Annotated in this window: 24 protein-coding genes, 1 tRNA gene and 1 pseudogene; 12 read left to right on the top strand and 14 right to left on the bottom strand. The window is 57.8% G+C overall.

Annotated elements, in window-relative coordinates; genetic code table 11:
• Positions 1–37: 37 nt before the first annotated feature.
• A complete protein-coding gene (locus tag DRB19_RS18060; protein WP_114187421.1) occupies positions 38–658 on the bottom strand; it encodes a GNAT family N-acetyltransferase in 621 nt (206 codons plus the stop codon).
• Positions 659–862: 204 nt separating this feature from the next.
• Here DRB19_RS18060 and DRB19_RS18055 point away from each other — a divergent pair, with 204 nt between their 5' ends.
• Complete coding sequence (locus DRB19_RS18055) at positions 863–1,864, top strand: lysylphosphatidylglycerol synthase domain-containing protein (RefSeq protein ID WP_114187420.1); 1,002 nt, start codon at positions 863–865, stop codon at positions 1,862–1,864.
• A 7-nt stretch (positions 1,865–1,871) separates the two neighbouring features.
• On the top strand, positions 1,872–2,696 hold the full coding sequence (locus DRB19_RS18050) for a class I SAM-dependent methyltransferase (protein WP_114187419.1): 825 nt from the start codon (positions 1,872–1,874) through the stop codon (positions 2,694–2,696).
• A gap of 21 nt (positions 2,697–2,717) precedes the next feature.
• Here DRB19_RS18050 and DRB19_RS18045 read toward each other — a convergent pair.
• Positions 2,718–2,915 (bottom strand): annotated as a pseudogene (locus tag DRB19_RS18045) (helix-turn-helix domain-containing protein); the annotation flags it as partial.
• Between the two features lie 226 nt (positions 2,916–3,141).
• The gene (gene sciP / locus DRB19_RS18040) at positions 3,142–3,417 is read right to left on the bottom strand and encodes a CtrA inhibitor SciP (RefSeq protein ID WP_114187418.1); all 276 of its coding nucleotides are present in this window, start codon (positions 3,415–3,417) and stop codon (positions 3,142–3,144) included.
• 231 nt (positions 3,418–3,648) lie between these two features.
• On the opposite strand from sciP, the gene mnmA reads away from it, so the two are divergent.
• The 5 genes from mnmA (at position 3,649) to DRB19_RS18015 (ending at position 6,646) form a co-directional block, all read left to right on the top strand.
• A complete protein-coding gene (gene mnmA, locus DRB19_RS18035) occupies positions 3,649–4,803 on the top strand; it encodes a tRNA 2-thiouridine(34) synthase MnmA (RefSeq protein ID WP_114187417.1) in 1,155 nt (384 codons plus the stop codon).
• Positions 4,804–4,829: 26 nt separating this feature from the next.
• Positions 4,830–5,471: a class I SAM-dependent methyltransferase gene (locus DRB19_RS18030; protein WP_114187416.1), complete on the top strand. Its 642-nt coding sequence runs from the start codon at positions 4,830–4,832 to the stop codon at positions 5,469–5,471.
• Between the two features lie 510 nt (positions 5,472–5,981).
• A complete protein-coding gene (locus tag DRB19_RS18025; RefSeq protein ID WP_114187415.1) occupies positions 5,982–6,200 on the top strand; it encodes an AsnC family transcriptional regulator in 219 nt (72 codons plus the stop codon).
• Positions 6,201–6,250: 50 nt separating this feature from the next.
• Positions 6,251–6,469, top strand: coding sequence for a hypothetical protein (locus DRB19_RS18020; RefSeq protein WP_114187414.1), 219 nt, complete (start codon positions 6,251–6,253; stop codon positions 6,467–6,469).
• A gap of 100 nt (positions 6,470–6,569) precedes the next feature.
• Positions 6,570–6,646 (top strand) — tRNA-Met (locus DRB19_RS18015).
• On the opposite strand, the gene DRB19_RS31910 is transcribed toward DRB19_RS18015, so the two are convergent.
• The 3 genes from DRB19_RS31910 to DRB19_RS17995 all read right to left on the bottom strand — a co-directional run bounded on the left by DRB19_RS31910 (position 6,603) and on the right by DRB19_RS17995 (position 9,308).
• Positions 6,603–8,246: a recombinase family protein gene (locus DRB19_RS31910; RefSeq protein WP_373867383.1), complete on the bottom strand. Its 1,644-nt coding sequence runs from the start codon at positions 8,244–8,246 to the stop codon at positions 6,603–6,605. The genes DRB19_RS18015 and DRB19_RS31910 overlap by 44 nt on opposite strands.
• On the bottom strand, positions 8,243–8,485 hold the full coding sequence (locus tag DRB19_RS18000) for a hypothetical protein (protein WP_114187413.1): 243 nt from the start codon (positions 8,483–8,485) through the stop codon (positions 8,243–8,245). The genes DRB19_RS31910 and DRB19_RS18000 overlap by 4 nt, the downstream gene beginning before the upstream one ends.
• A 196-nt stretch (positions 8,486–8,681) precedes the next feature.
• Positions 8,682–9,308 carry a MarR family winged helix-turn-helix transcriptional regulator gene (locus DRB19_RS17995; protein WP_114187412.1) on the bottom strand — a complete coding sequence of 209 codons (627 nt, stop codon included), beginning with the start codon at positions 9,306–9,308 and terminating at the stop codon, positions 8,682–8,684.
• Between the two features lie 213 nt (positions 9,309–9,521).
• Between DRB19_RS17995 and DRB19_RS17990 the strand changes: the two genes are divergently transcribed.
• Positions 9,522–10,238, top strand: coding sequence for a hypothetical protein (locus tag DRB19_RS17990; protein ID WP_114187411.1), 717 nt, complete (start codon positions 9,522–9,524; stop codon positions 10,236–10,238).
• 1,611 nt (positions 10,239–11,849) lie between these two features.
• On the opposite strand, the gene DRB19_RS17980 is transcribed toward DRB19_RS17990, so the two are convergent.
• The gene (locus tag DRB19_RS17980) at positions 11,850–12,452 is read right to left on the bottom strand and encodes a 2-hydroxychromene-2-carboxylate isomerase (RefSeq protein ID WP_114187409.1); all 603 of its coding nucleotides are present in this window, start codon (positions 12,450–12,452) and stop codon (positions 11,850–11,852) included.
• Between the two features lie 282 nt (positions 12,453–12,734).
• On the opposite strand from DRB19_RS17980, the gene DRB19_RS31205 reads away from it, so the two are divergent.
• Both DRB19_RS31205 and DRB19_RS17970 read left to right on the top strand, forming a co-directional pair.
• Positions 12,735–13,100 (top strand): GlsB/YeaQ/YmgE family stress response membrane protein, encoded by a 366-nt coding sequence (locus DRB19_RS31205; protein ID WP_245439630.1) that lies wholly within the window; start codon positions 12,735–12,737, stop codon positions 13,098–13,100.
• 75 nt (positions 13,101–13,175) lie between these two features.
• The gene (locus tag DRB19_RS17970; RefSeq protein WP_114187408.1) at positions 13,176–13,535 is read left to right on the top strand and encodes a hypothetical protein; all 360 of its coding nucleotides are present in this window, start codon (positions 13,176–13,178) and stop codon (positions 13,533–13,535) included.
• Positions 13,536–13,559: 24 nt separating this feature from the next.
• Here the strand turns inward: DRB19_RS17970 and DRB19_RS17965 are convergent, their stop codons facing one another.
• The gene (locus DRB19_RS17965) at positions 13,560–13,973 is read right to left on the bottom strand and encodes a VOC family protein (protein ID WP_114187407.1); all 414 of its coding nucleotides are present in this window, start codon (positions 13,971–13,973) and stop codon (positions 13,560–13,562) included.
• A 160-nt stretch (positions 13,974–14,133) separates the two neighbouring features.
• Here DRB19_RS17965 and DRB19_RS17960 point away from each other — a divergent pair, with 160 nt between their 5' ends.
• Positions 14,134–14,538 carry a DoxX family protein gene (locus tag DRB19_RS17960; RefSeq protein WP_114187406.1) on the top strand — a complete coding sequence of 135 codons (405 nt, stop codon included), beginning with the start codon at positions 14,134–14,136 and terminating at the stop codon, positions 14,536–14,538.
• Between the two features lie 40 nt (positions 14,539–14,578).
• Here DRB19_RS17960 and DRB19_RS17955 read toward each other — a convergent pair whose 3' ends face one another.
• The 4 genes from DRB19_RS17955 to DRB19_RS17935 form a co-directional block, all read right to left on the bottom strand.
• A complete protein-coding gene (locus DRB19_RS17955) occupies positions 14,579–14,764 on the bottom strand; it encodes a hypothetical protein (protein WP_114187405.1) in 186 nt (61 codons plus the stop codon).
• 273 nt (positions 14,765–15,037) lie between these two features.
• On the bottom strand, positions 15,038–15,406 hold the full coding sequence (locus tag DRB19_RS17950) for a hypothetical protein (protein WP_147021878.1): 369 nt from the start codon (positions 15,404–15,406) through the stop codon (positions 15,038–15,040).
• A gap of 763 nt (positions 15,407–16,169) precedes the next feature.
• Positions 16,170–16,979: an HNH endonuclease gene (locus tag DRB19_RS17940; RefSeq protein WP_114187402.1), complete on the bottom strand. Its 810-nt coding sequence runs from the start codon at positions 16,977–16,979 to the stop codon at positions 16,170–16,172.
• 96 nt (positions 16,980–17,075) lie between these two features.
• The gene (locus DRB19_RS17935; protein ID WP_114187401.1) at positions 17,076–17,993 is read right to left on the bottom strand and encodes a GIY-YIG nuclease family protein; all 918 of its coding nucleotides are present in this window, start codon (positions 17,991–17,993) and stop codon (positions 17,076–17,078) included.
• Between the two features lie 655 nt (positions 17,994–18,648).
• Here DRB19_RS17935 and DRB19_RS17930 point away from each other — a divergent pair.
• Positions 18,649–19,452, top strand: coding sequence for a hypothetical protein (locus DRB19_RS17930; RefSeq protein WP_147021876.1), 804 nt, complete (start codon positions 18,649–18,651; stop codon positions 19,450–19,452).
• Between the two features lie 544 nt (positions 19,453–19,996).
• On the opposite strand, the gene DRB19_RS17925 is transcribed toward DRB19_RS17930, so the two are convergent.
• Both DRB19_RS17925 and DRB19_RS17920 read right to left on the bottom strand, forming a co-directional pair.
• A complete protein-coding gene (locus DRB19_RS17925; RefSeq protein WP_114187399.1) occupies positions 19,997–20,344 on the bottom strand; it encodes an integration host factor subunit beta in 348 nt (115 codons plus the stop codon).
• Positions 20,345–20,457: 113 nt separating this feature from the next.
• Positions 20,458–20,739 (bottom strand): hypothetical protein, encoded by a 282-nt coding sequence (locus tag DRB19_RS17920; protein ID WP_114187398.1) that lies wholly within the window; start codon positions 20,737–20,739, stop codon positions 20,458–20,460.
• Between the last annotated feature and the right edge of the window lie 703 nt (positions 20,740–21,442).

Here is a 21,442-nt window from a genome sequence, read left to right as displayed (position 1 = left end):
GCAAGGACGCGCGGAAAACCCGGCGCGTCCTCTTCATTTAAGGCTCGGCGAGAACCGGAACGTGAGGCGCAGCCTCGACGGGAAGGAAGCCGAGGAGCCTGGGGTCGTCGGCAATCTCGATGGCGCGTTTGTACGGGGTGAAGCCCGAGCGCAAGTAGAACGCAAGCGCCGCCGGGTGATCAAGCGAGCAGGTATGGACGAAAAATCGGCTGACCGGCTTAGCGAAGGCACGGCGTATTCCCTCGCGCATGAGGAACCGCCCCGCTCCTTGTCCGATCGTTCCCGGTACGAGGCCCAGAAAAGCGAGTTCGGCTTCGTTTCCGCTGCGGAAGTCGAGCTCCAGGAGACCAATATCGGTCTTGCCGTCATTGAGCGCATAAGCCTCGACACGGGGGTCGTCGAGAATGGCGCGCAGTTCGTCATCCGGCATGACGGCGCGGCTGAACCAGAGCCACGGTTCGCCGATGCGACGAAACAAATCGCGGTAGCGATCGAGATCGCCCGTCAGACGCTCCAGCGCCCAGCCATCCGGTTTCGGGGTTCGCGGCAGGCGAGGCCGTTCTCTCATTTCCAGATACGTGACGATCGCCGCGACCTTCCCCTGCGGCAGATCCGTATAGCCGTCGAGATTGAGCGTGACTGAAGACTTCCTCGTCATCTGTGGCTGGCCTTGGACTGGCGATGGGACGAACGCTCTCATGAGCGAAGCGGAGGGGCAACCGGGAGATGTCGGGACACGAGCCTGCGGCAACCTTCCATATAAACCAAGCTTCTACGCTGTCTGGCCGGAACGCAATATCCCCTTGCGGCACAACCTGACATTAAGGCACAGAGGGAATGGAGTAGGAGTCTGGCCGCCTCAATGAAAAATGCGCGTGAGTTCATTTGGCCTTTCATCGGATTGTTGGCCGTTGTCGTTTCGGGTTGGCTTCTCTACCGTGAGCTTCGCGGCCTGTCCCTTGATGACGTCTGGGACAGCCTAACGGCCGTTCCGAAGGAACGTTACGCCTTCGCGGGGCTGTCGACCCTCGTCGCCTATGCGGCCCTGGCTTGGTACGACCGAATTGCTCTCCTGCATCTCGGCGTGCGCCATATTTCATGGTTTTTCGTCTCCATCACGTCGTTCACGACCTATGCCCTGTCCCACAATATCGGGGCCTCGGTCTTCTCGGGCGCCCTAGTCCGCTACCGGGCCTATACGTCGAAAGGGCTGAGCGCGTCTCAGATCGCCGTGCTGGTGGCCCTGTGCTCGTTTACGTTCGGGCTCGGCACCATCCTGCTCGGCGGGGTCGTTTTGACCCTTGATCCAACCTTGCTTCACCGGCTGGAAGAGCTGCTGCCCAGCGCTTTGACCAACCCGGCAACCGCGCGCGGCGTCGGCTTCATCCTCCTCGGCTTCGTGGCGTTGTACGTGGTGGGATCGATCCTGCATCTTCCGCCCATCCACATCCGCAAGGCCAAGCTCGAATATCCAAGGCCCGCCATCATGGGGCGGCAGCTCGTGGCGGCCCCCCTTGAACTCCTGGGCGCGGCCGGCATCATCTATTTTGTACTCCCGGCCCAGCTCGAGCCGAGCTTCCTCGTGGTACTGGCCGTCTTCCTGGCGTCATTTTCGGCGGCCCTGGTCAGCCATGCTCCAGGGGGGCTTGGGGTGTTCGAGCTCGTGTTTCTCACGGCAATGCCCGACATTCCAAAAGCGGACGTTCTGGCAGCGCTGATCGTGTTTCGCCTGTTCTACCTGTTGATCCCATTCGCCATCTCGCTGGTGGTAGTTCTGCTGTTCGAGCGCGCCCGCCTGGCGCAGGCTTGGCGAAGCAGGGGCGCGCCCGGCGATGGTCCGGTTCCCCCTGCACCGCTCATCTGATCCTCCCATGACGGCCTTCTGGCGGCGGCTGCGCTTTGGTCTCTCGACCCTTCTCGGCGTCAGACTCCTCGGTTTCTTCATCCCCTACCGCTATGCCCAAGGGGTGCGCCCGCTCGACTATCCGGCGCTGCGGCCTCTGTTCGAGGCTTCCCGTCCGGCCTTCGGGCGGGTTCTCGCCGCGATCGAGACCTATGCGGACGACCTGCGGCGCATCCGGGATGGGCAAGGGCCGGCGCGTTTCGATCAGGACTGGTTCCCGCGCCTCGATGCGGCCGCTGCCTACGCCATCGTGCGGCGGGGGAAGCCTCAGCGGATCGTGGAGATCGGATCGGGTCACTCGACCCGGTTCCTGGCCCAGGCCGTCCACGACGGGGATCTCATCACCACGATCACCTGTATCGATCCTGCGCCTCGGGCGGCCCTGGAGCGGCTGAAAGTGGAGCACAGGCCCGTGCTCCTGCAGGACGCCGAGGCCAGGATCTTCGAATCCCTTGGGGCAGGGGACGTTCTCTTCATCGACTCGAGCCACATCGCCATGCCTGGCACCGATGTGGATCGGTTGTTCCTGGACGTCCTACCGCGCCTTGCGGGCGGAACCCTGGTCCACATTCACGACATCACCCTGCCGGATCGCTATCCGGACCCGTGGGCGTGGCGTGCCTATAATGAACAGATCCCGGTCGGAACGCTCCTGCAGGGCGGCGGGTATGAGCTTCTTTTCGCGAGCCATTTCGTGGCCTCGACGCGTGAAATTCATGCTGGGGGCATTTTGGCCGAACTGCCGCTCTCACCGGGCGCCCACGAGACGAGCCTCTGGCTGAGAAAACGCTAGACGTCCCGGTCACGCGCAGGATCAGGCGACGGAGTGCTTCTGCCCGGGTTCCGGCACCGGGATGCCGGCATCCATGTATTCGTTCAGCTTGTTGCGCAGGGTCCTGATCGAGATCCCCAGGATCTTCGCCGCGTGGGTCCGGTTGCCGAGGCAGTAGGCCAGCGTGTCGATGATCAGGTGCCGCTCGACATCGGCGAGGGTCTGGCCGACCTGGATACGCCTGAGATCGGCATCGGCCTGGAACGAAACGCTCGACGGAGCCGAGTTCTGCTGGTGCGACGTGGAAGCGGCAAAGGGCAAAGGCTCGGGACCTGTCTGGTTGAAGGGGATCCGAGGGGATATTTGCCGTTTATGGTTAGGAATAACTTAACAGCGCGCGAGATGACGCCCCATAAGAAAAAGCGCCGCCCTTCGGGCAGCGCCTTGTGGCGAACTTCTACCGCGATTATTGGCGGTATTGCTGGATGCGCGTGGTGCGCAGGCCGGCCAAGCCGTGCTGGTCGATGGATAGCTGCCAGCTCAGGAACTCCTCCGTGGTCAGCGTATAGCGCTGGCAGGCTTCCTCGAGGCTCAAAAGCCCGCCGCGAACAGCGGCGACAACCTCCGCTTTTCGGCGGATGACCCATCGGCGCGTGGACGATGGAGGTAAATCGGCAATCGTTAGCGGACTGCCGTCAGGCCCAATGACATACTTGACCCTTGGGCGGTGGGGTTCGGTCATGATACGCTCACACAAAAATTCAACGACCTCAGTTAACCTCAAGCTACGTCACGCAACTTAATGTTTTCCTAAACGCCACAGAGGGTAACCGGAGGCGTGCCTAGTTTTGGCCATAATGGTTAAGGCCCTCTTATTTCTCGCGGTCTTGCCTGGAACATTGAAACCGTAATCGCTATAGAAGGGCTTTGAACCTCCCGTGCGCCGCCTTGAACGACGCCTCAGGATGGAATGATGCTCAACTCACTCGGCCTTCCCCAAGAGCCGTCCCAGACTCGCGTTGTCGTCGCGATGTCGGGCGGCGTCGATTCTTCCGTCGTGGCCGCCCTTCTCAAGCGAGAGGGCTATGACGTGCTCGGCATTACGCTCCAGCTCTACGATCATGGCGCCGCCGTGCATCGCAAGGGAGCCTGTTGCGCCGGCCAGGATATTTACGATGCCCGCCGCGTGGCGGAAGCCATCGGCATTCCCCATTACGTGCTCGATTACGAGGCGCGGTTCCGTGAGGCGGTGATCGATCGCTTCACGCAGAGCTACCTCGCAGGCGAAACCCCGATTCCGTGCGTCGAGTGCAACCGCTCGATCAAGTTCCGGGACCTGCTGGAAACCGCCAGGGACCTTGGAGCCGATGTCCTGGCCACGGGTCACTACGTGGCCAGCCGCGGCCTGCCCGATGGCCGTCGCGGGCTCTATCGGGCGGCTGATCCGGATCGGGACCAGAGCTACTTCCTCTATGCCACCACGCCGGAGCAGCTCAGCCTCCTGCGTTTTCCCCTCGGGGAGCTGCCGAAGGACCAGACCCGGGCCCTGGCGCGGGAATTCGGCCTGACGGTGGCTGAAAAAGCCGACAGCCAGGACATCTGCTTCGTGACCCAGGGGCGCTACAGCGACGTCATCGAGCGCTTGAAGCCAGGCGCCGTCCATGGTGGCGAGATCGTCCACTTGGATGGACGGGTTCTTGGTCGGCACGAAGGGATCATCCACTACACGGTCGGGCAGCGGAAGGGCTTGGGCCTGTCGGTCGGGGAGCCGCTTTACGTGGTTCGGCTCGACGCCAAGGAGGCGCGCGTCATCGTCGGCCCGCGGGAGGCCCTCGCAACCCGGATGATCCGAATCACGGACGTGAACTGGCTCGGGGACGCGCCGTTGGCCAGCCTAGGGGAGGGGGGCGCAGAAGTCGCCGTTCGGGTGCGCTCCACCCGGGAGCCCCGCCCAGCGATTCTGCGGTCCTCCGGAACCGGCGCTACGGTCGAGCTGTTGTCGGCTGAAGATGGGGTGTCTCCCGGCCAAGCTTGTGTCATTTATGAGAGCGACGCTCCCAGGGCACGCGTGCTTGGCGGGGGCACCATCGCTCGCACTTCAGCCGAGGCCGCGCCTGTCGCGGCCTAAGGCTTCCACCTAGCTAGGGAACCTCTATGACGGACGGACCGACCACGGCCCTGATGCGCAAGGCATATGCGCGCTGGGCTCCGATCTATGATGTCGTCTACGACAAGCTGACTGAACCTGCAGCCCGCGCCGCCGTGAACGCGGCCGTGGCCTGTGGCCCGCGCGTTCTGGAGGCGGGAGTCGGGACGGGGCTTTCGCTGGGCTATTACCCCAGCCAGGCCGAGGTCTATGGGGTCGATCTGTCCGAGGACATGCTGCGTCGGGCGCAGACCAAGGTCGATAAGCGCGGCCTGACCCATGTGAAGAGCCTGCAGGTGATGGACGTGACCCAGCTCGGGTTTCCGGACGAGATGTTCGATGCGGTCACGGCGCAGTTCATCATCACCCTCGTGCCGGAGCCGGAAAAGGCCCTTACCGAATTCGCCCGCGTGCTGAAGCCTGGGGGCGAAATCGTTCTCGCCAATCATTTCGGCCAGCCGTCAGGGCCGGTCGCCACTTTGGAGGAGCTGGCTTCTCCCGTGGCCAAGGCGATCGGTTGGAGCTCGGCCTTCAAGGCCTCCCGGGTCGAAGATTGGGCCAGGACGACAGGCTTCATGGACGTCGTGGAGCTGAAACCGCTCTTCCCCGCAGGCTTCTTCAAACTTATGCGAATTAGGAAGCGGTCCTGACGCTGGGCAGGTGCCATTGCGTCGGCTGGGCGGAAGCAATTCCGCCGAGCCCTTGAATTTTTGCATAATCAAATCTATGTGGTGTATTCGACCTTTGGCCGGATACCCCTGGGCCCTTCCGCTTGCCTAGCAAGCCCACGTTCAGACTTCTTCCCAAATTCGAAAGCTCTGATGGGTGCGTATTTCTACGCGCTCTTACGTGCACCCATGCGGCAATCGTGCCGAGACGACCGAAGGGACGATCCAATTTTACGATCAACACAAGGGTGATGGTCCACTCAACCTGGCAACGACCACAGGGATGATATTTCCGCTGTGACCACAATGAGCGAGCCGAAATACACGGCTTTGTCATGAAGATTTGCTTTCAAGGTTGAAAGAACCGCCCCTCCGGAACGCAGTCGACCGGACACCTCCAGACTGCCTCATCGAGCAGAGCGTCCCAAGACGCTGTTTGCCCCGGCGGAAGGCTTCAAGTGCCTTCCCGTACCTCAAGAAGAATACACGAATATGCAGTTTCACTTCATTCCCAAGCCTGTCAGCGAAGATACCTGGACGGCAGGCTTCACCCTTGATCGAGTCTGGGCGGACGATGCCGGGCTCAGCCAGGATATCAGCCATCTTCTCGACAGGACCTACATGTACCATTCGCCGCGCGAGCTGCAGTGGCATCTCGCTGACAGGTTCGGTCTTGCGCCTCAGCGCGTCGAGGTGACTTCTCGCGCCTGAGCCCTATTTCTAGGCAGAAGCCCGGACACCTCTTGAAGAAGGTCAGCCCCATGCGCGTATTCATGTTTGTCTCGCAGGCCAAGGATGGTCTTCACGCTTTTGCCGGGGACGAATCGGGAAGCAAGCTCCCGGCCAAGTACGGCCCTTGGGGGCTGACGGGAACCCTCGGCTCCCGTGAGACGCCGCCTCACAAGTTCTCCCGTCAGGTAATCGAGCAATCGATCACTACGGAAGGCTTTCAGCTCTGGCGGATGAAGCCCAAGGGCTAATCCGCCAAAATCATCAGCTTGACCGCGTGTCTTCCTTGACACCGCCTGCCAACCTTCCCTATATCGCCTTGGCCTGACGCGGGGTTTGCCCCGCTCCTGGGGCGGAGTAGCTCAGTTGGTCAGAGCAGAGGAATCATAATCCTTGTGTCGGGGGTTCAAATCCCTCCTCCGCTACCATCGCTCCCCACACACCTTCGGTGGGAGCCGCGCCTAATCCCTGAAAAGCGCCAGTCAGAGCATCGAGACGCCCGACGATCTTGAGCGTCTTGTCCGGTTTGACGATGACGTGCTCGACCAATTCGCGGATAATCATCAGGTCGGGATCGTCGGCATGAGCCCCTTGCTCCAATATCGGCTGGAGCCTCCCCAAGATGTCGAGATGTCGCTTAATCAAAGTTGGGTGGGGCTCGATCTTTAGATCCGGGGCCTGTTCCTCCAGAGCTTCAAGCCTAGCTTCTAGCTGATCTCTTTCAGCCGCCGCCTCCTTGATCTTCTTGTCTAAAACCCGCTGATCGCCGTGGCCATCGAGCATCATTCCGGTAGCGTGATCAATCCTGCGGTGAAGCTCACCGAGCCGCCGCTCGACCTTGGAGCGCTCGCTGATGGACTCTCCCATAAGCCGCCGACGCTCCTTCTGGTATTCGTCCACGAACTTCCGGACGCGCTCCGGTCTCTGCAAGGCCACTTGGAGAAGCGCCAGTACCTCTTGCTCAATAGTGTCAAGATAGTGGGTCTTCGGGTCTGGACAGGTTCCGGACTCGGCGTGATTTGTGCAGCGAATGCGTGTCCGCCCGCTCCGGTCCTTTCCGAGGCTCGACATACCGCCTCCGCAGACCCCACACTGAAGCTTTCCGGATAGTAGTCGCTTGGGAGCCCGCGTAAAACCATTCATCGCCTGCACGCGAGCTTTGCCCTCAATAATGGTTTGAGCCTTCTCAAAAACCTGCACAGAGACGATTGCTGGAACAGTTCCCTCACCAACTACCCGCTCATCTTGGCCGTTAACGCGCGAGATGCGCTTGCCCATCCGATCGTCAAGTACCATCCGGTTCTTATTCCAAACCAGCCGTCCGATGTATTTTTCATTCCGGAGGATGCCGCACCCTCGCTGACCGTTACCGTTGATGGTGGAGGCGTTCCACTGCGCGCCACGCGGCGGCGGGATTTTATCCTCGTTCAACCCATACGCAATCTGACGGGGTGTCTTTCCGCTGATGAACTCGTCGAAGATACGACGGATGGTCTTCGCCTCAGGCTCATAGACCTCCAGCTTCCCCGTATGGAAGACATCTTCTGCAAGTTCCGGTACATGGTACCCAAAGGCCCGTCCGCCCATGCTCTTACCAATAGCAGCTTTCGGCTCCATGCCGCGCTTCACCATCTTGGCGGTCTCTTCTCGCTGCATCTGGGCGACAAGACCTTGGACGCCGACTTGGATAGTATCCACCCGGCCTCCACTATTCACGGCCCAAATCTCAATGCCGTAGAATTTCAGCCGGTCGGCGATAAAGTTCATGTCGCGCATCGCGCGGGACAGGCGGCTCAGGGACTCGACGATCAAATACTCGAACTCCTTCCGCTCAGCCGCCTTCATTAGTTTTTGGACACCGAGGCGAGCCGCTATCGTGGCCCCGGAAATACCCCGATCCTCATAGGTGCCAACAATCTCGATCCCCTTGCCGCTAACGAACTTTCGACAGAGGCGAAATTGATCATCTACAGACTCCTCGTTCTGAAGGTCAGTGGAATATCTCCCGTAGAGAACTCCCCGCTTCATAGCCGTTGGTCCTTCTTCGAGGTCTGCTCCGTCACGGCCTCCTCATGATCGTCTCGCGCCATCTGGCGGGCAAGGGCGAGAGTGAATCGGTCGAGAACTTCATCGATATGAATCGGGTCGTTGAGATTAGCCTGTTCGTGGCTCACGGAGCCAGTCTCAATCGTGGTATAGGTATTTGCGGTCGAGAAGTTCTGCGCCCGCGTTGTCTGGCTCCAATTGCCAGAATTGGTCGTTGTCACGTTAGAAAAATTCGGAGCGTACTGGGACAACGCTCCATGATTTCTATGATCCCAGTGGCAATTCCTGATGTGCGGCCTTGCAAGCCGATTTGCACATCAGTGTGAAAAAATTAAAGATAAAACTGTCGTTGTACGTGCAACCCAGAACTTTGGATTAGCCCAGCTTCGGAATTGCAAGAAATCATTTCTGCAACATTCAGCACCAACGAAGTACGAAGTACATAGCGTCAGACGCTGTCGAGAACTTCAACACGGCTCCTTCTTTAGTAACATTGATGATCGGCTTCTCAGAAAGAAACTCGTTCGCCCACTCCCCAACCTCATCCGAAAGTGCGGCTTCAGCAGGAGTTACGACAACCGTGTTTGCTTCCGGGTCTTCTCGGACTCTGCGGAGCTTTACCACTCCGTCGCTGTCCTTGGTTTGCGAGAAGGTGGTCACACTATGGGTCTGTGGCCAGTCAACTGGACGCCCGTTGAGAGCGCTCAGAAGAGCCGCGATGAAATCTCGTCCCTTCTTCGTTAAGACATACCCTTCTGACCTTCCTCCAATCGGTGCAGGAACAGGTTCGAACAGAGCAGCGCCATCCGGATCTGCAAGCTTGGCCATCAACCGTGTGACGGCAGACAGGCTCATGCCAAGAGACTTGGCTACGTCGCTTGGAGACGCCGGTCGTGGATTGTCGGTATCCACCGTTCCCGCAGCAGCAAGGATAACCGCCTGAGCGCTCGTGGCAGTAATGTCGTTGTGCTGGATCACTGTCAGAACAGCGAACAAGCTGGCGAGGCCATGCGCAGTTTCTCTCTTTGTGAGTGTGTCGATCATGGCCACGGACTATGCAGGGGAGCTTGCATCATGTCAACGATTTTTATTGCAACCTTGCAAGTTGTTTTATTCCAGTATGCAAAAGCATGTTGACATCATCGCAATGTCCGACATAGCATCCTTCCCGTTGACGGCGCGAGGCTCCCTAATTTTCGAGAGCCTGCGAGCTTCGTTTTGATCTAAGTATTTTTTCCTTTCAATTTGGTGACGATAATGCCCTTTTCCAACGAAACGGATGCTGACAAGAGACTGGAGATTCTCGCGAAGGAGGCCAAGAACAACTTCACGCTTGCGTGGAACGGATCGGAGGCATCCCTCCGGAACTACAAAGCCGTAGGCGAGGCGCTGATCGAAGCTAAAACGCTTCGTCCGAATGGCTATCTGAAATGGGCCAAGGCCCACCTCGATATCGGCAAACAATGGTGTGCTAACTTGGTCTTCTTGGCGTTGAACTGGCTTGACTATGAACAGGCGCGGTCCTGGGCCGAGGCCGAGGGGCAGCCTTTGGGCCGAAAGGAGTTCGGCGTTGATGGAGCCGTGGCGCTTATCAAGAAATACCGGAAGTCCATGGACCCGGCTGCACACGACAGTGGAGACGCGCCGAAGCGTGAAACCAAGGTCAGCAAACTCGAAGCAGAAGTGGAAAGCCTCAAGCAGCAGTTGGCTGGCGTGATGGCACAAAACGCGCTTTTGATGGCTCGGATTGCCGGTGCGGTACCGAAGAATCCTGAGCCCCTCGATGAGAGGACCAAGGATCGGGCTAGAAAGGAAAGCATGCTGTGGCGTGCCGGTACGACGCAGGGAGAGAGCGCGGCGGCGGAAGAACGGCTCCGAACGATGGCTCAAAACCGCCACTGGGAGTTCGAGGCGTTCCTCCGAGAATGTCGCATCGAACGTCCAGTTAACTGGACCGTAGCCAAGGCTGCTTGAAAACACACATCTTAATCACGACGCCAGCAGTACACTCTGGGACTGCTGGCGCTCGCCTGGGCGATAGCCTGGAGCAGGGTCTGCTTGTGTGGAGAGTGGGGAGATCTTCCGTCGCTCCAGGTCCCCGCCATCTTCGTCACTCCAAGAACTTCCTCGTCATGACGATGCTACAGGGTACGGGTTGCTTTAGGGACGCGCATGACAGGCCATTGAGCGGCACGAGTTTATTCGCACCCAGTGCTCTGAATGCGATCCCAGATAACATTGATCCTATTGGCCTTACCCGAGGCCGAAAATACATTTTCGATTAGAGGAACGGTATGCGTCGTCCGAGCAATGACGAGTTGAAGAAATGGTACGGCATCGCCAAAGCAACGATACCAAAAGCCGATGAGCACGCTGACCAAAAGCCTCCCGCTCATCCTGTAAGACGAGCGGAGCGAAAGAGGTTTCGTTCCAAAAAACCGGATCGAACTCAGGCGCAGGCTCAACATGTGGCTGACCAACCTGATCGACAGAACCACAAGAAGAAGCAGATCTCTATGTCCCAACGCGGCTCTGGCCTCCTCGAAACCAGCGCGACGGAGGAGTTCAAGCCGGAATCCACGTTGATCCCCAGGCGAGACTAACGACAAAATTTGTTGCCGCCTATGATAAATAAATGTAACATAATGACATAATTCCAGGGTGTCGAGAGACCTGAAGGCTGACCCGGCCAAATGTCGTGAACGCTCTCTTGTGCGAGGGTGGAACGAGGCAGGAAAGCAAGAACGTCGAACGGTCGTTCCCACTACGGTGGCGTAATCGTTCACAAGAGGATCGCCCTGTCTGACGGCCACGGCCAAATTGACAACGATCCATCTGTACCTTGTCGAGTTGGTTTGGCTTGGTGCAGACGCTAACCCTTTCGGGGGTTGAACCGCTGGAAGGCTTTGGCCTTCGGGAAGGGCGAACACAAGCAAGGTTCGGGCAGCCACTTGCTCCAGTTTAAGACTGGTACGTCGCTAAACCACTGTGGGTGAAACTCAGGTGATGGCATTCATCGCAAACACTCATTCATCAACATTTCTCTCCCTGTCTCTCTCAAAGGACGATCACCATTGGACCGGTGATCTATCAGCCTTGGGAGGGACAGGGGGATAAAAGTGTGTAAGCAAAATCTAGGTGAGGGCGGGCGCGCCCAGCGCGGAATACTGATTCTAAAAATTGATTTTAGGAAATGGAGCCGCTGACGCCTGAGAGTGAGTGCGAACGAGCAAGGCGAGTGAGGACAAGCGGGAAGGCGATCAGCACAGGGAACGCGAATGCGTTGCCTGTCATAGATAATGAAACGAAGAAGCTGCTCAGTCAAAGGCAGCGAGCCATAAGGCCACTCATCCCGCAGGCTTCGAATAGTAGTCCAATTATTGCTCGATTGGCAGGATGCCCGTCTCATAGCCAACTTGCGCCGTGGGGTTTATCCCCGGTCAGCCTCTTGATAGACTCCGGTCATCAGATCACGAGATGGTCGACCAAATTGATTTTATCGAGAATGAGAGACATCAAGAGGCTGACCGGAACGTAGAGGAGGCTCTGGAGACGAAGGTGAGAAGGGTTGACCAAGAGGATCGATCAGCGCAGCAGGGCAGGGTGCTGTCCCTTGGCCCAAGCCAGAGCCTCTTCTAACCGGTCATCGCCCCAGAAGATCTCCTGACCTACAGCAAATGTCGGTGATCCAAAGATCCCAAGCTGACGTGCAGCATCGGTTTCTTGATTGTACCGCTCCCGGATCTCGGGCGAGTTTGCCAGATCAATGATCGATTGGGGCTCTTTGCCAAGGGAGGTAAGAATCTCATTCAGGCTCTCCTCGGCTCCGAGCGGCATTCCGTCAAACCATGCTCGAAAACTTGTTTTGGTGTACTCGCGGCCCCAGCCCTGGATGAAAGCCGCGATCCCCGCCCGGTTTGCCAACTGGTCTGGATCAGTCGGCCAGATCGGTGGCTTCTCGAACGGGATACCATGCAATCGGGCGCGTCGTTCAACGTCGCGGAAGATATAGTCCATCTTGGTCGGCTGAGTTCGGAGAAAGTATCCTTTCTCCGTCATAAGATCCCGGACGCTGAAAGGTCTCCAGCGAACTTCAACACCAGCCTCTTCGGCCAACTTTTCGATCCGCATGACCGAGAGGTACGCGTAGCAGCTTCCGAAAAAGTAGAAAAAGTCGATCTGAGGCATTGCGATACTCCGAACTCGGGAGGATGGCTTCCGACCTAGTCATCTCCAGACTGCCTCGTCGAAATCGGTGCCGCAGCAATGAAGGGCCAACTAATCCGGATGGTCTTGGCGATGCCTCATCGTCGATCCCGCACTCTCCTCAGCCCTCCTGGCAGTCACCGGTCGCCGGATCTGGCATTCCGAAAAACAATTCTAGAGGCGGGCAGGCAGAGTGGAGGGCGTCAGAACGTCGGAAGGCTGGCTCAACTGGATAGTTCCCGAGCAACCATCCATATCTGGGGCATGACCAAGACATCGAAGCAGAAGCCACGCAGTTCGCGGGGCAAGGGCAAGCCGCCAAACCCGCCTGGATTCCGGTCGCCGATCCGCATCAGCATCGATCATGAGGCGCTTTCTAGACTGGACAAGAGGGCCATCGCCGCCCAGGTGGGGGTCGGTATGGCTGCGGGGTGGCTGGCAAGCTGGCTTGTCGGCGGTTCTGGTCTGCTCCGCTACGTCCTCACTGGCCTAGTCGGATCACTGGTTGGGGGCCTTCTGTTGGAGCGCCTCCGCATTGATCTAGGGATCAGCAACCCACTTGCGAACCGCATCGCCACCGCAACTCTAGGGGCCGTGATTGTGGTCCTCTTGGCTCGCATGATTGGCTGAGAGGCATTCGATTCTAGTATGAGATGCACCTTCAGTCCCAATGAGCAACCGACCCGGTGACCAGGGCAGGCTTGAATGATCGACCCTCACCAGCAGATTGCCGAACTCGAAGCTGAGATCGACACCTTGTCCGATGCGGCAGAGCAGTGCCGAAAGAGCATGGTCCTGGCTCGGCTGGCGACTGGAGCAGGCATTCTGCTGTTCGCAGCCGCTCTCTTGGGTGTGATCCGACCTGATCCGCTAGTTCTCGTCATATCGATTGCCGCCACACTCGCCGGGATAGGCTTTTATGGATCAAGCCGAGGCTCCCTGGAACACCTCACCGAGAAGATTAGAGCGACTGAAGCGCGTCGAGCCGCAATGATTGACCAAATGGATCTTCGGACGATGCAGGATTTGTGGCGGGCACAAAATCATTTGAACCAACAGAGATAGCCAGGGCACAGCCAGAGGCTGCCCCTAGTACCCCTTCCATAGTCCAGGTGTGGCAATCTCCAGCAGATGCCCGTCCGGATCACGGAAATAGATACTGACGCCGCCCCGTGGCCATTGTGTGCGCCCTTCCAGTGCGATGCCTTTGCTGATCAGGTGCTGCTGCCACTCTTCCAATTCGTCTGCTGGGATCGAGAAGGCAACATGCATGGGGCCGTGGCCATCGTGGGGTGGGATCGATCCTCCGGGAGTTTCGATGGGCTGAAGAGACCCGCCTTGCGGAAAGAGGAGGAGAACCCCGTTCCCGCCCACGTCATAGGCCCGCATCCGGTGATCTTCGTGGATGCAGGGGAGTCTAAGGACATCGCTGTAGAAGGCGGCAGCCCGGTCGAGATCGGTGACATAAAGGGCGGTTTCAAGAACTCGGTTGAGCTTCGCCATCTTCGGTCCTCTGATCAACTTCCCATCAACATATCGCGTGGAGCCCCTATTTCGCGCCTGTGATCCGTTCTTAACGTGCCTCGTATTCCATCTGATCCGACCGCTCACGCGCGGTTATCCCCGACTTGTTGTCAGCCCAGGTTGGGCCAGGAGTAACTTTATGCTGAACCGTAGCGAGGATGGGGCACTGTTTCTGGGCCGCTTGTTCGTTGCGGCACTTTTTCTGCCCTCGGGCTTCAACAAGCTGATGGCCTTTTCCGCTTTTGCGGCCTCACTCGCGGCCAAGGGTGTGCCCTATCCAACAGTTGTTGCTGGCCTCCTCGTGGGAGCCGAGTTTCTCGGCCCCTTGGCCCTGATCATTGGCTTGTGGCCACGCTGGACCGCCCTGGTGTTAATCGGCTTTACCGCCGCCACGGTCTGGCTGACATACGGCCAATCACTGACGGGATTAATCTTCCGGCCTCGGCAGAATGTAGATCTCTTCCAAAGCCTCGCCATCATCGGAGGGTTGCTGTTCTATTTCGCCAGTGGGCCAGGAGGATGGAGCCGAACCAGCCTTCGGTGACGATGAGCTATCGCGGCTGGTTTGGTGCCTCACCATTTGATCACTCGTTGGACGAGTCATCGAAACGATCAGCGTTCAAATCATTTTCGAAGATCTCTCGAAGCCTGATCAGGACATCCCGGTGCTCTACTTCGATCTTTGGGGACAGAGTTTTTTCATCGATCAGCTTCAGCATGGAAAGCATGTCGGCCTCGGGCATGATCCAGCCACGCGATCTTTGGCGCATGAACGATCTCCAGGTGCTCACGGTAGCGATGTGGAGATCGAGTGTGACAGGATTAAGATGCCGCCAGCCATTCCCGCAGCTTAGTCCAGCGGCGCTTCATGGTCCCGCCCCGAACAGCCATGGCTACAGCCTTCTTCTGGCCGACGAGCACAACGAGCCGCTGCCTCGGGTGACGCCCGTGTAGAGCAGATTGCGCGCCAATACCTTGTATTGAGCCTATCCGTATGGAGATGCGCTAGAAGTCCGACACAGCCGCGTCCTCAGGAAATGATCTCAGAACTTCTGCTTGACCCGCGAGCAGACATATTCGTATTGGCCTTCCCGATCCTCGCCTTTCTCAATCACGAGCTTGGCCCTGCCGGTCAGACGGTCTGCCGTGAAGCTCCACTGTGTCTTGAACGAATCCGACATCCACCCACCGTCAAAATGAATTTTTTCAGGAGTCACGAAGTGATGGGTGACGCCGCCGTGATGATCCCCATAATCCTGCCACCGACTGACGATCTCACGCAGGCTCGCCGAACCGGTCGGATGTGACAGACCGTAACCTCCGTTGGTCGCGCATGGCGTCATGTCGGCGATGAACTCTCCCGAAATGCAGCTTACCGTCTTATTCAGCATCTTCCGCGCTTCGAGGCTCATGACGACTTCCGGCGCGTTCTTGCTCGTGCATCGGATAATGTCTTTTGCGGCAGCGGGTGCTGCCAGATAGAGCGTAGCAAGCGCGATTGTGAGTCTCTTCATGATCTCCCCCATTTTAGTCCAGACATTTTCAGCTACGAGTTCGGCTCGGGTTCTATCGCGCCCCAAAGCCATTCCTGGGAAAGCGGCCCTTGATTGTCCCGACCGGTGTGCTGCCATTCATAATGACATATGCACTGGGCTGGACACGCCGGATCATAACCGGTTGCCGTTTGTCACAGCCATCGTCCCATCCCTCAAGTTCGAGTTTTGGGGAGATAGTCCCGACAACGACTTGGTTGGGATCGCGAACTGCGAAACCTCCGCGATCTACCGTAATCTCTCCCAGAAGGGCACCAAAGTTCTTCTTCGGATCTTTGAATGTCGCCGACCGGACAATCGCGGTCTCGTAATCTTCGTTTGGAACAATGCTAAGCTCGATGTCTCCAAACATTATATCGGCAACTTAACAGGCGGCTTGCGCCTGCGTTGCTATGCAACCAATCACAATGGCTGTTAGGAGATTGATACTCTTCATCTCTTATCCCCAATAGTAAGGACCTGGACCTCCCCGACAGTCATGGATTGGGCTCAACCCTTTTCAGTGTCAGGAAATGCTCGTTCTCGTCGAGCAATGCCTTCCTCGCTGCCCAATCTGGCAGGATTACTCTCTGCACGCCAATTTTGGGCAATTGCCCACAGGGGCTCGCATGCTACCGAAGCATCATGAGCCGCAAGACGGTTTAAGATGATGGTTAAGCCGAACTGGTACAACCTTCGATCCGAACCGAAATTCAAGCGTGTCTCTGTTAAACTCAGGACCGGCAGAGTGCATTGCTGCGTGGTGATTCGGGCAGAGTAATATGACGTTATCAAGGGTATCTTGACCGCCTCGACTCAGCCATTGAATGTGGTGCGCCTCAGAAACATCCCCGAAGACACCATTGAATGGGGCCGAGCCGCATATTTGGCACTCGCCGCCATACAGACGTTTCAGTTCCTTTGCGAGCGTCTGATCACGGTCATAGACTTCGATGAGACGCTCACGTTTTTGCGGCGACGCTATCCAATCCCCGCTGTCATGACCTTTGAACCGGCCCAGTCCCTGCATGGCAGCCTTAGCATCTATCGCACGAGCGACCTCTGGTTCGAGCCGAATACCGCTGGCCTGGGTACGCCAGCGATGGCGTGGCGCTGGTAGTCGCAGCAGTTCCTCTTCGGTCATAAGGAAGCGTTTTGTCGGATCAAACAGTACCTCGAAACGGAGTGGCACCATGTACCGGCCCTCACCGGGCTCAGCCTCATCGTGCTCCACCGGAGGCCCAACTACCTCGGCGATCCCGAAAATTCCTCTTGGCAGAGCACCCTGTTTAAATAGATAGGCCCGCATGCCCACACCAATTTGACGATGCGCTTGGCAACGCCAAGGCTCCTCAACCGCTTGGCCAGCCGTCACTGCATCCGTCAGTGCTCGCAGCTTGTCATACGGCCATTTGTCTGGCTTCCACGTGAACAAGAAGTCGTTGCTCTCCAATGCCACTGTTCCTCTTATTGTCCCTTGCAGCGATGTTTCTCTCTAACCATCGAGCCCTCCAACTGCCGGGGTACGCCATTTCAGTGCAAGATGGGGCTATGCATCCGCCACGTGTCTGATCTGAGCCTCTTGGTAGTCCTTATAGGGCTGCCCAGTGCCTTCCACTTTCCACGCGGCCCTGCCATTAATGTTCCCGGCGTACACAACCGCAGCGGCTGCGCTCAGGCTCGCGAAAGCAACATCCTCCGCAAAGGAAAGCGTATTTGGATCTGCTGTTGGAACGAGTTGGCCTCGTTCCAACAGGCTATCTCGAAGGCCCTTGTAGGTTTCCCAGGATTGGGTTCCGTTTGCCCGTGCAGTGGACCCTTTCAGAATGAGAAATCCGCTCTCCGTCTCAACGGCTCTTGCGGTCACCCCAACGGCCTTCATCTCGAAAATCGCGGTAGGTCCGCTTTCGGGCCTTGCGGGTGATGGAATCGTTGCCTGCGGCTGCGCAAAGTCGAAACCCAAGATCGGTAAAATGAGGCTGATCTGTTCGACGGAGAACTCCATGTCTGCCGTATCGGCCTCGGGTAGGAGGTTGAAATCGGGAGCAGTTCCGTTGGCGAGAGTTGCCCGTCGAGCCGCCTGGGTGAGTGCGATCAGCCGACTCTCCAGGAAGCGTGCATGGCCTTTGGTGAGGTTCTCGTCCTTTGAGACGACCACCAGCACACGATTAAAGAAGTCCTTGGCCTCGTCCGCATTGTGCTGCACGAGGCGTGCCTTCACGCTATCGGCTTCGCCGATATAGACCTTCGACCGCAGCGGGTCGTTCGGATCAGGGCCTGACAGAACGTAGACGCTGGTCCTTGTGACCTCTGGGCGTGAGAGAAGGTCCGCAAGCCGTGATCGAGGCGCGACGATTGCCTTACCCGTCCATGAGGCCATGATCTCGGCTGTCAGGATACCGGTCGGGGTTCCGTCTGCTAGAAACACCCGAATAGTCCGCCCCCTCGGACCCGTGGAAATGGTCATATAGCCTCCTGTCTGGGAGCGGTCCGTACACTCAGCCACATCGGAATTTCTTGTGCCACGAACGCTAGAAGGGAGCCCTCCTCCAGAAGGAATACCATTACTCTCAAGACTCTAAAGTCAGCGCTCGCCCTCATCCCGCGTCAGCCGAAGCCACCCTCATTATTCAGGGAACGATAGCGGTCAGCTTGACCATGGGCAAGGGCATAAGAGTTTGGCTGAAAAGGGATCCTTTAAACTCGACAAGCAAGCCCACCGAAAATAGTGGACAGACTAAAAATCCATGAGACCCTCAACAGATACGAGGCAATCACGGAGCCTGCCATTGACACCACTGCCTGCGATCAAAGCCTTGAAGCTGCGCCCTTTTGGAGGGGCTGCCTTATCTATCGCGGTCGATCTCGATGCCCACCGTCCCGGATTCGTCTCGTATGTACTCTGCGCCTCGCCCCTCAAGAGGCAGGCTATCTTTGCGGCTCTCACAGTGGTGGAGCAAGAGGGGGGTGAGCTTCTTGCTGCTCGGTTGAGCGTCGCCGCTCCTGCTCGCTGTATTTTGTCATCTCATCCAAAGACAATGATCGCGCAGGCTCTTACGCTCTTGCGAGCGCGGAAGATTGTGCAGGCTGTGTTCGGCGAAGTGCCACCAGGACTGCTTGGGATGCTCAGCGGCCTGGGCGACAGCCCGCTTCCGCAGCAGCGTTTCTACCACGACATCTTTGATATGTTCTCAAACCCCGCGCATCGCCAGCGGGCATCCGCACTGCTGCAAATCACCGGACAGATTGGCCCATCATACATCGAGATTACCCGGCATCTCGATCCAATTCTTATCCACCGCAACATCTTGAACCGCATCAGCCTTGCTCAGGTGGATGACGTGAACACGGTCTTGGCGCTGATCCGGAGTACAGTTACAACCGCCACAGACGCAGCCCTTCGGCAGTCCATTGAGCAGATCGATCCGAAAACACGACTTGAGACCTTCTTTGCCCGCTGGCTCAAGAAAATGGACCGGCCCATGGCTGCTCCCGACATCCTGGCTGATGATCCCGATTTGGCGGTTCTGACCACAGGCGAGGCGATGGTATCGCTTGGGCGGCGCTTTCAAAATTGTTTGGGCAGCAAGGCCCCATTCGTCGCGACCGGTCGGCACGCCTATGTCTACTGGCGGCACTCACCAGAAGCTATCGCTGAACTCCACCGGCTCTCGAACGGTCAGTTCGTGCTGGCCGATGTCCATCCCGTTCTGAACCAGCGGCCCGATCCGGCCACAGTCGCAGCAGTCCGGAACAAACTCCAGTCGCTTGGTATCCCGGCGCTTGAGACCATCGACAACGAGCTTCGTGGATGCGCTGTCCTTCGGCTGACGGGCGCGTTTGACATCATGATCGGTCCCCGATTTTTTGAGGACATCGACGAGCAGTTGAATGAACTGGAGCGGGAGTTCTCCAATGCCGCATGATGGGACATCTCCCTACCAGGAGCGCTGGGATCGAGTTCGTCGCCAACGCTACGAACGGGAGGAGCGGCAACGCCAGGAGCAGGCACGAGAGCATCAGCAGCAGCAGCGTAGCGACAACTCCAGCATTGACGATATCGCGGCGCTGTTCGCGAAGGGGATCAGGCCATCACCGGCTGGTCCGCCAAGACGGCAGATTACAGCAAATTCCGGGTCGAAGAGCACCAGACCGACGCCGACGCAGTCCAGGTCGTACTCGCAGCCCTCGATCAGATGAAACAGGAGCGTGATAACGCGATTGCCCTGATCAGCTTTCTAGTTTCCGAACGGAAGATCCTTCGCTCGCACATTGCGAACCTAAATCGTCCTGACACACCGGCCCAACGGCTCTACGCGAGGGTCGGGCTACATGAGGGTTGCCCCGACTTCATTGTGGGGGCCGCTCGAACAGCTTATCGAAAAGCACTTCATCCAGATAGGAAGCCCGAGCGGCACCGCGTGGAGGCTGAGCGCCGGTTCAAAGAGGCCGAAGGGGCGTTTGAGGAGATTAAGCGTCTACGAAGCCGTTGATGTTGGTCGCAGCCGGTTCTACCTTCTTTCTCGGATGCTTCGGCGAAGTCGCGTTTAGACGTTGACGCATTTCCTTGCCAGTCTTGAAGACAGGAACAACCTTTTCAGAAATGGAGACCGCTTCTCCGGTACGCGGATTGCGTCCCGTCCGAGCGTCCCGCTTCTTTACCGCAAACGAACCAAAGCCGCGAATCTCGGCCCTGCCACCCTGTGCAAGGGCATCAGCAATGGTGTCGAGGATCGCATTCACGACCTTCTCGACATCACGCTGATACATATGTGGATTCTGTTCACAGAGCCTCTGGACCAGTTCGGATTTGATCATGGATGGCGTAAGACTTTGATGAAAGATGATTTTCTAAAAGGCTGCCAGAGGTCCAGGGGACCGTCAAGGGTTGGAGGTAAGGGCGGCTGAGAAACCGCCCTGCCGCCAGGAGATCAAGCCGCTTGGGTGCGCTTCGTAATATGCGCCCGATAGGCTGCTGCGGACTTCATGGTGATTGTCCCGGCTTCCGTGAGCTTCACGATCTCAGTCTTAGCTCGTTGTGCGGCTCGTGCTGTATAGGAAGGCTTCAGCGTGACCCGAATACGGCCAGCGATGTGCCTGCGATGAGCACTAGCTTGTCGCGGGCTCACGGTTTTCTCGGCTACAAGCCGGTCCAGTTGATCATAGGCCCGCGTCGCTTCCGTAGGGGTGTAGCTGTCTTTCTTCTCGAACAAAGGATGCCCTTTCAATGATAAGCGGCCTCATATGAAGGCAAACAGCAGGATTTTCCAGACGGGGTTCCTTTTTGACGAGAACATTCTGCTGCGAAGACCCAACTGGAAGTGCTCAATATCCATGGTGTCGCTGCGTTATACAATTGAGGCGAACTTACTCGGTAGCTCAGTCACACGCGGTGCAGACTTTCGAGAACGTCATTACGAAAATGGGGTGGTTTTCATCTGAAATGTTTCCCTCGCATTTATGCATCACGCCATCAGTAGCGGCATCGGTTCGACGAACCGATCTGGAATACTTGTGGCGGCTGATCGCTTTGGGGCAATACGGGCACGACGTGGGCGCACCGTCGTCTGCCGGGACTGGTAGCGAGTATGGCTCGGATCGTCAGCCAGGATGGCATCCGGACAAACGACCCCGTAGAGTTCGTCATACAGTGCTTCGAGTCTGATCTGGCGTAGGGTCATTGGCCACCGTTCCCCAAGGGTGGTCAGAAATTCGTTCTCAGTGACTGACTCCAGAGCGACAATCCCCCGAATGCATCGGTCCCGGCCACACCAAATGCGCAGATGGATGTCATTCCACCAGCGGCAAACGTAGAGCTGGCTCGGGAAATTTAGACAGCGGGATCAGTGGAGTTTCTGCCTGATTGCGGCCAGAATGGCTGCCGAACAGGAGAAACGATGAGCAAGAGACCGCGCC

Source organism: Microvirga aerophila (assembly GCF_003332305.1).
Classification (GTDB): Bacteria; Pseudomonadota; Alphaproteobacteria; order Rhizobiales; family Beijerinckiaceae; genus Microvirga; species Microvirga aerophila.
The sequence above is the reverse complement of the archived record's forward strand: the minus strand, read 5'-3'. Positions and strand labels throughout refer to the sequence as shown.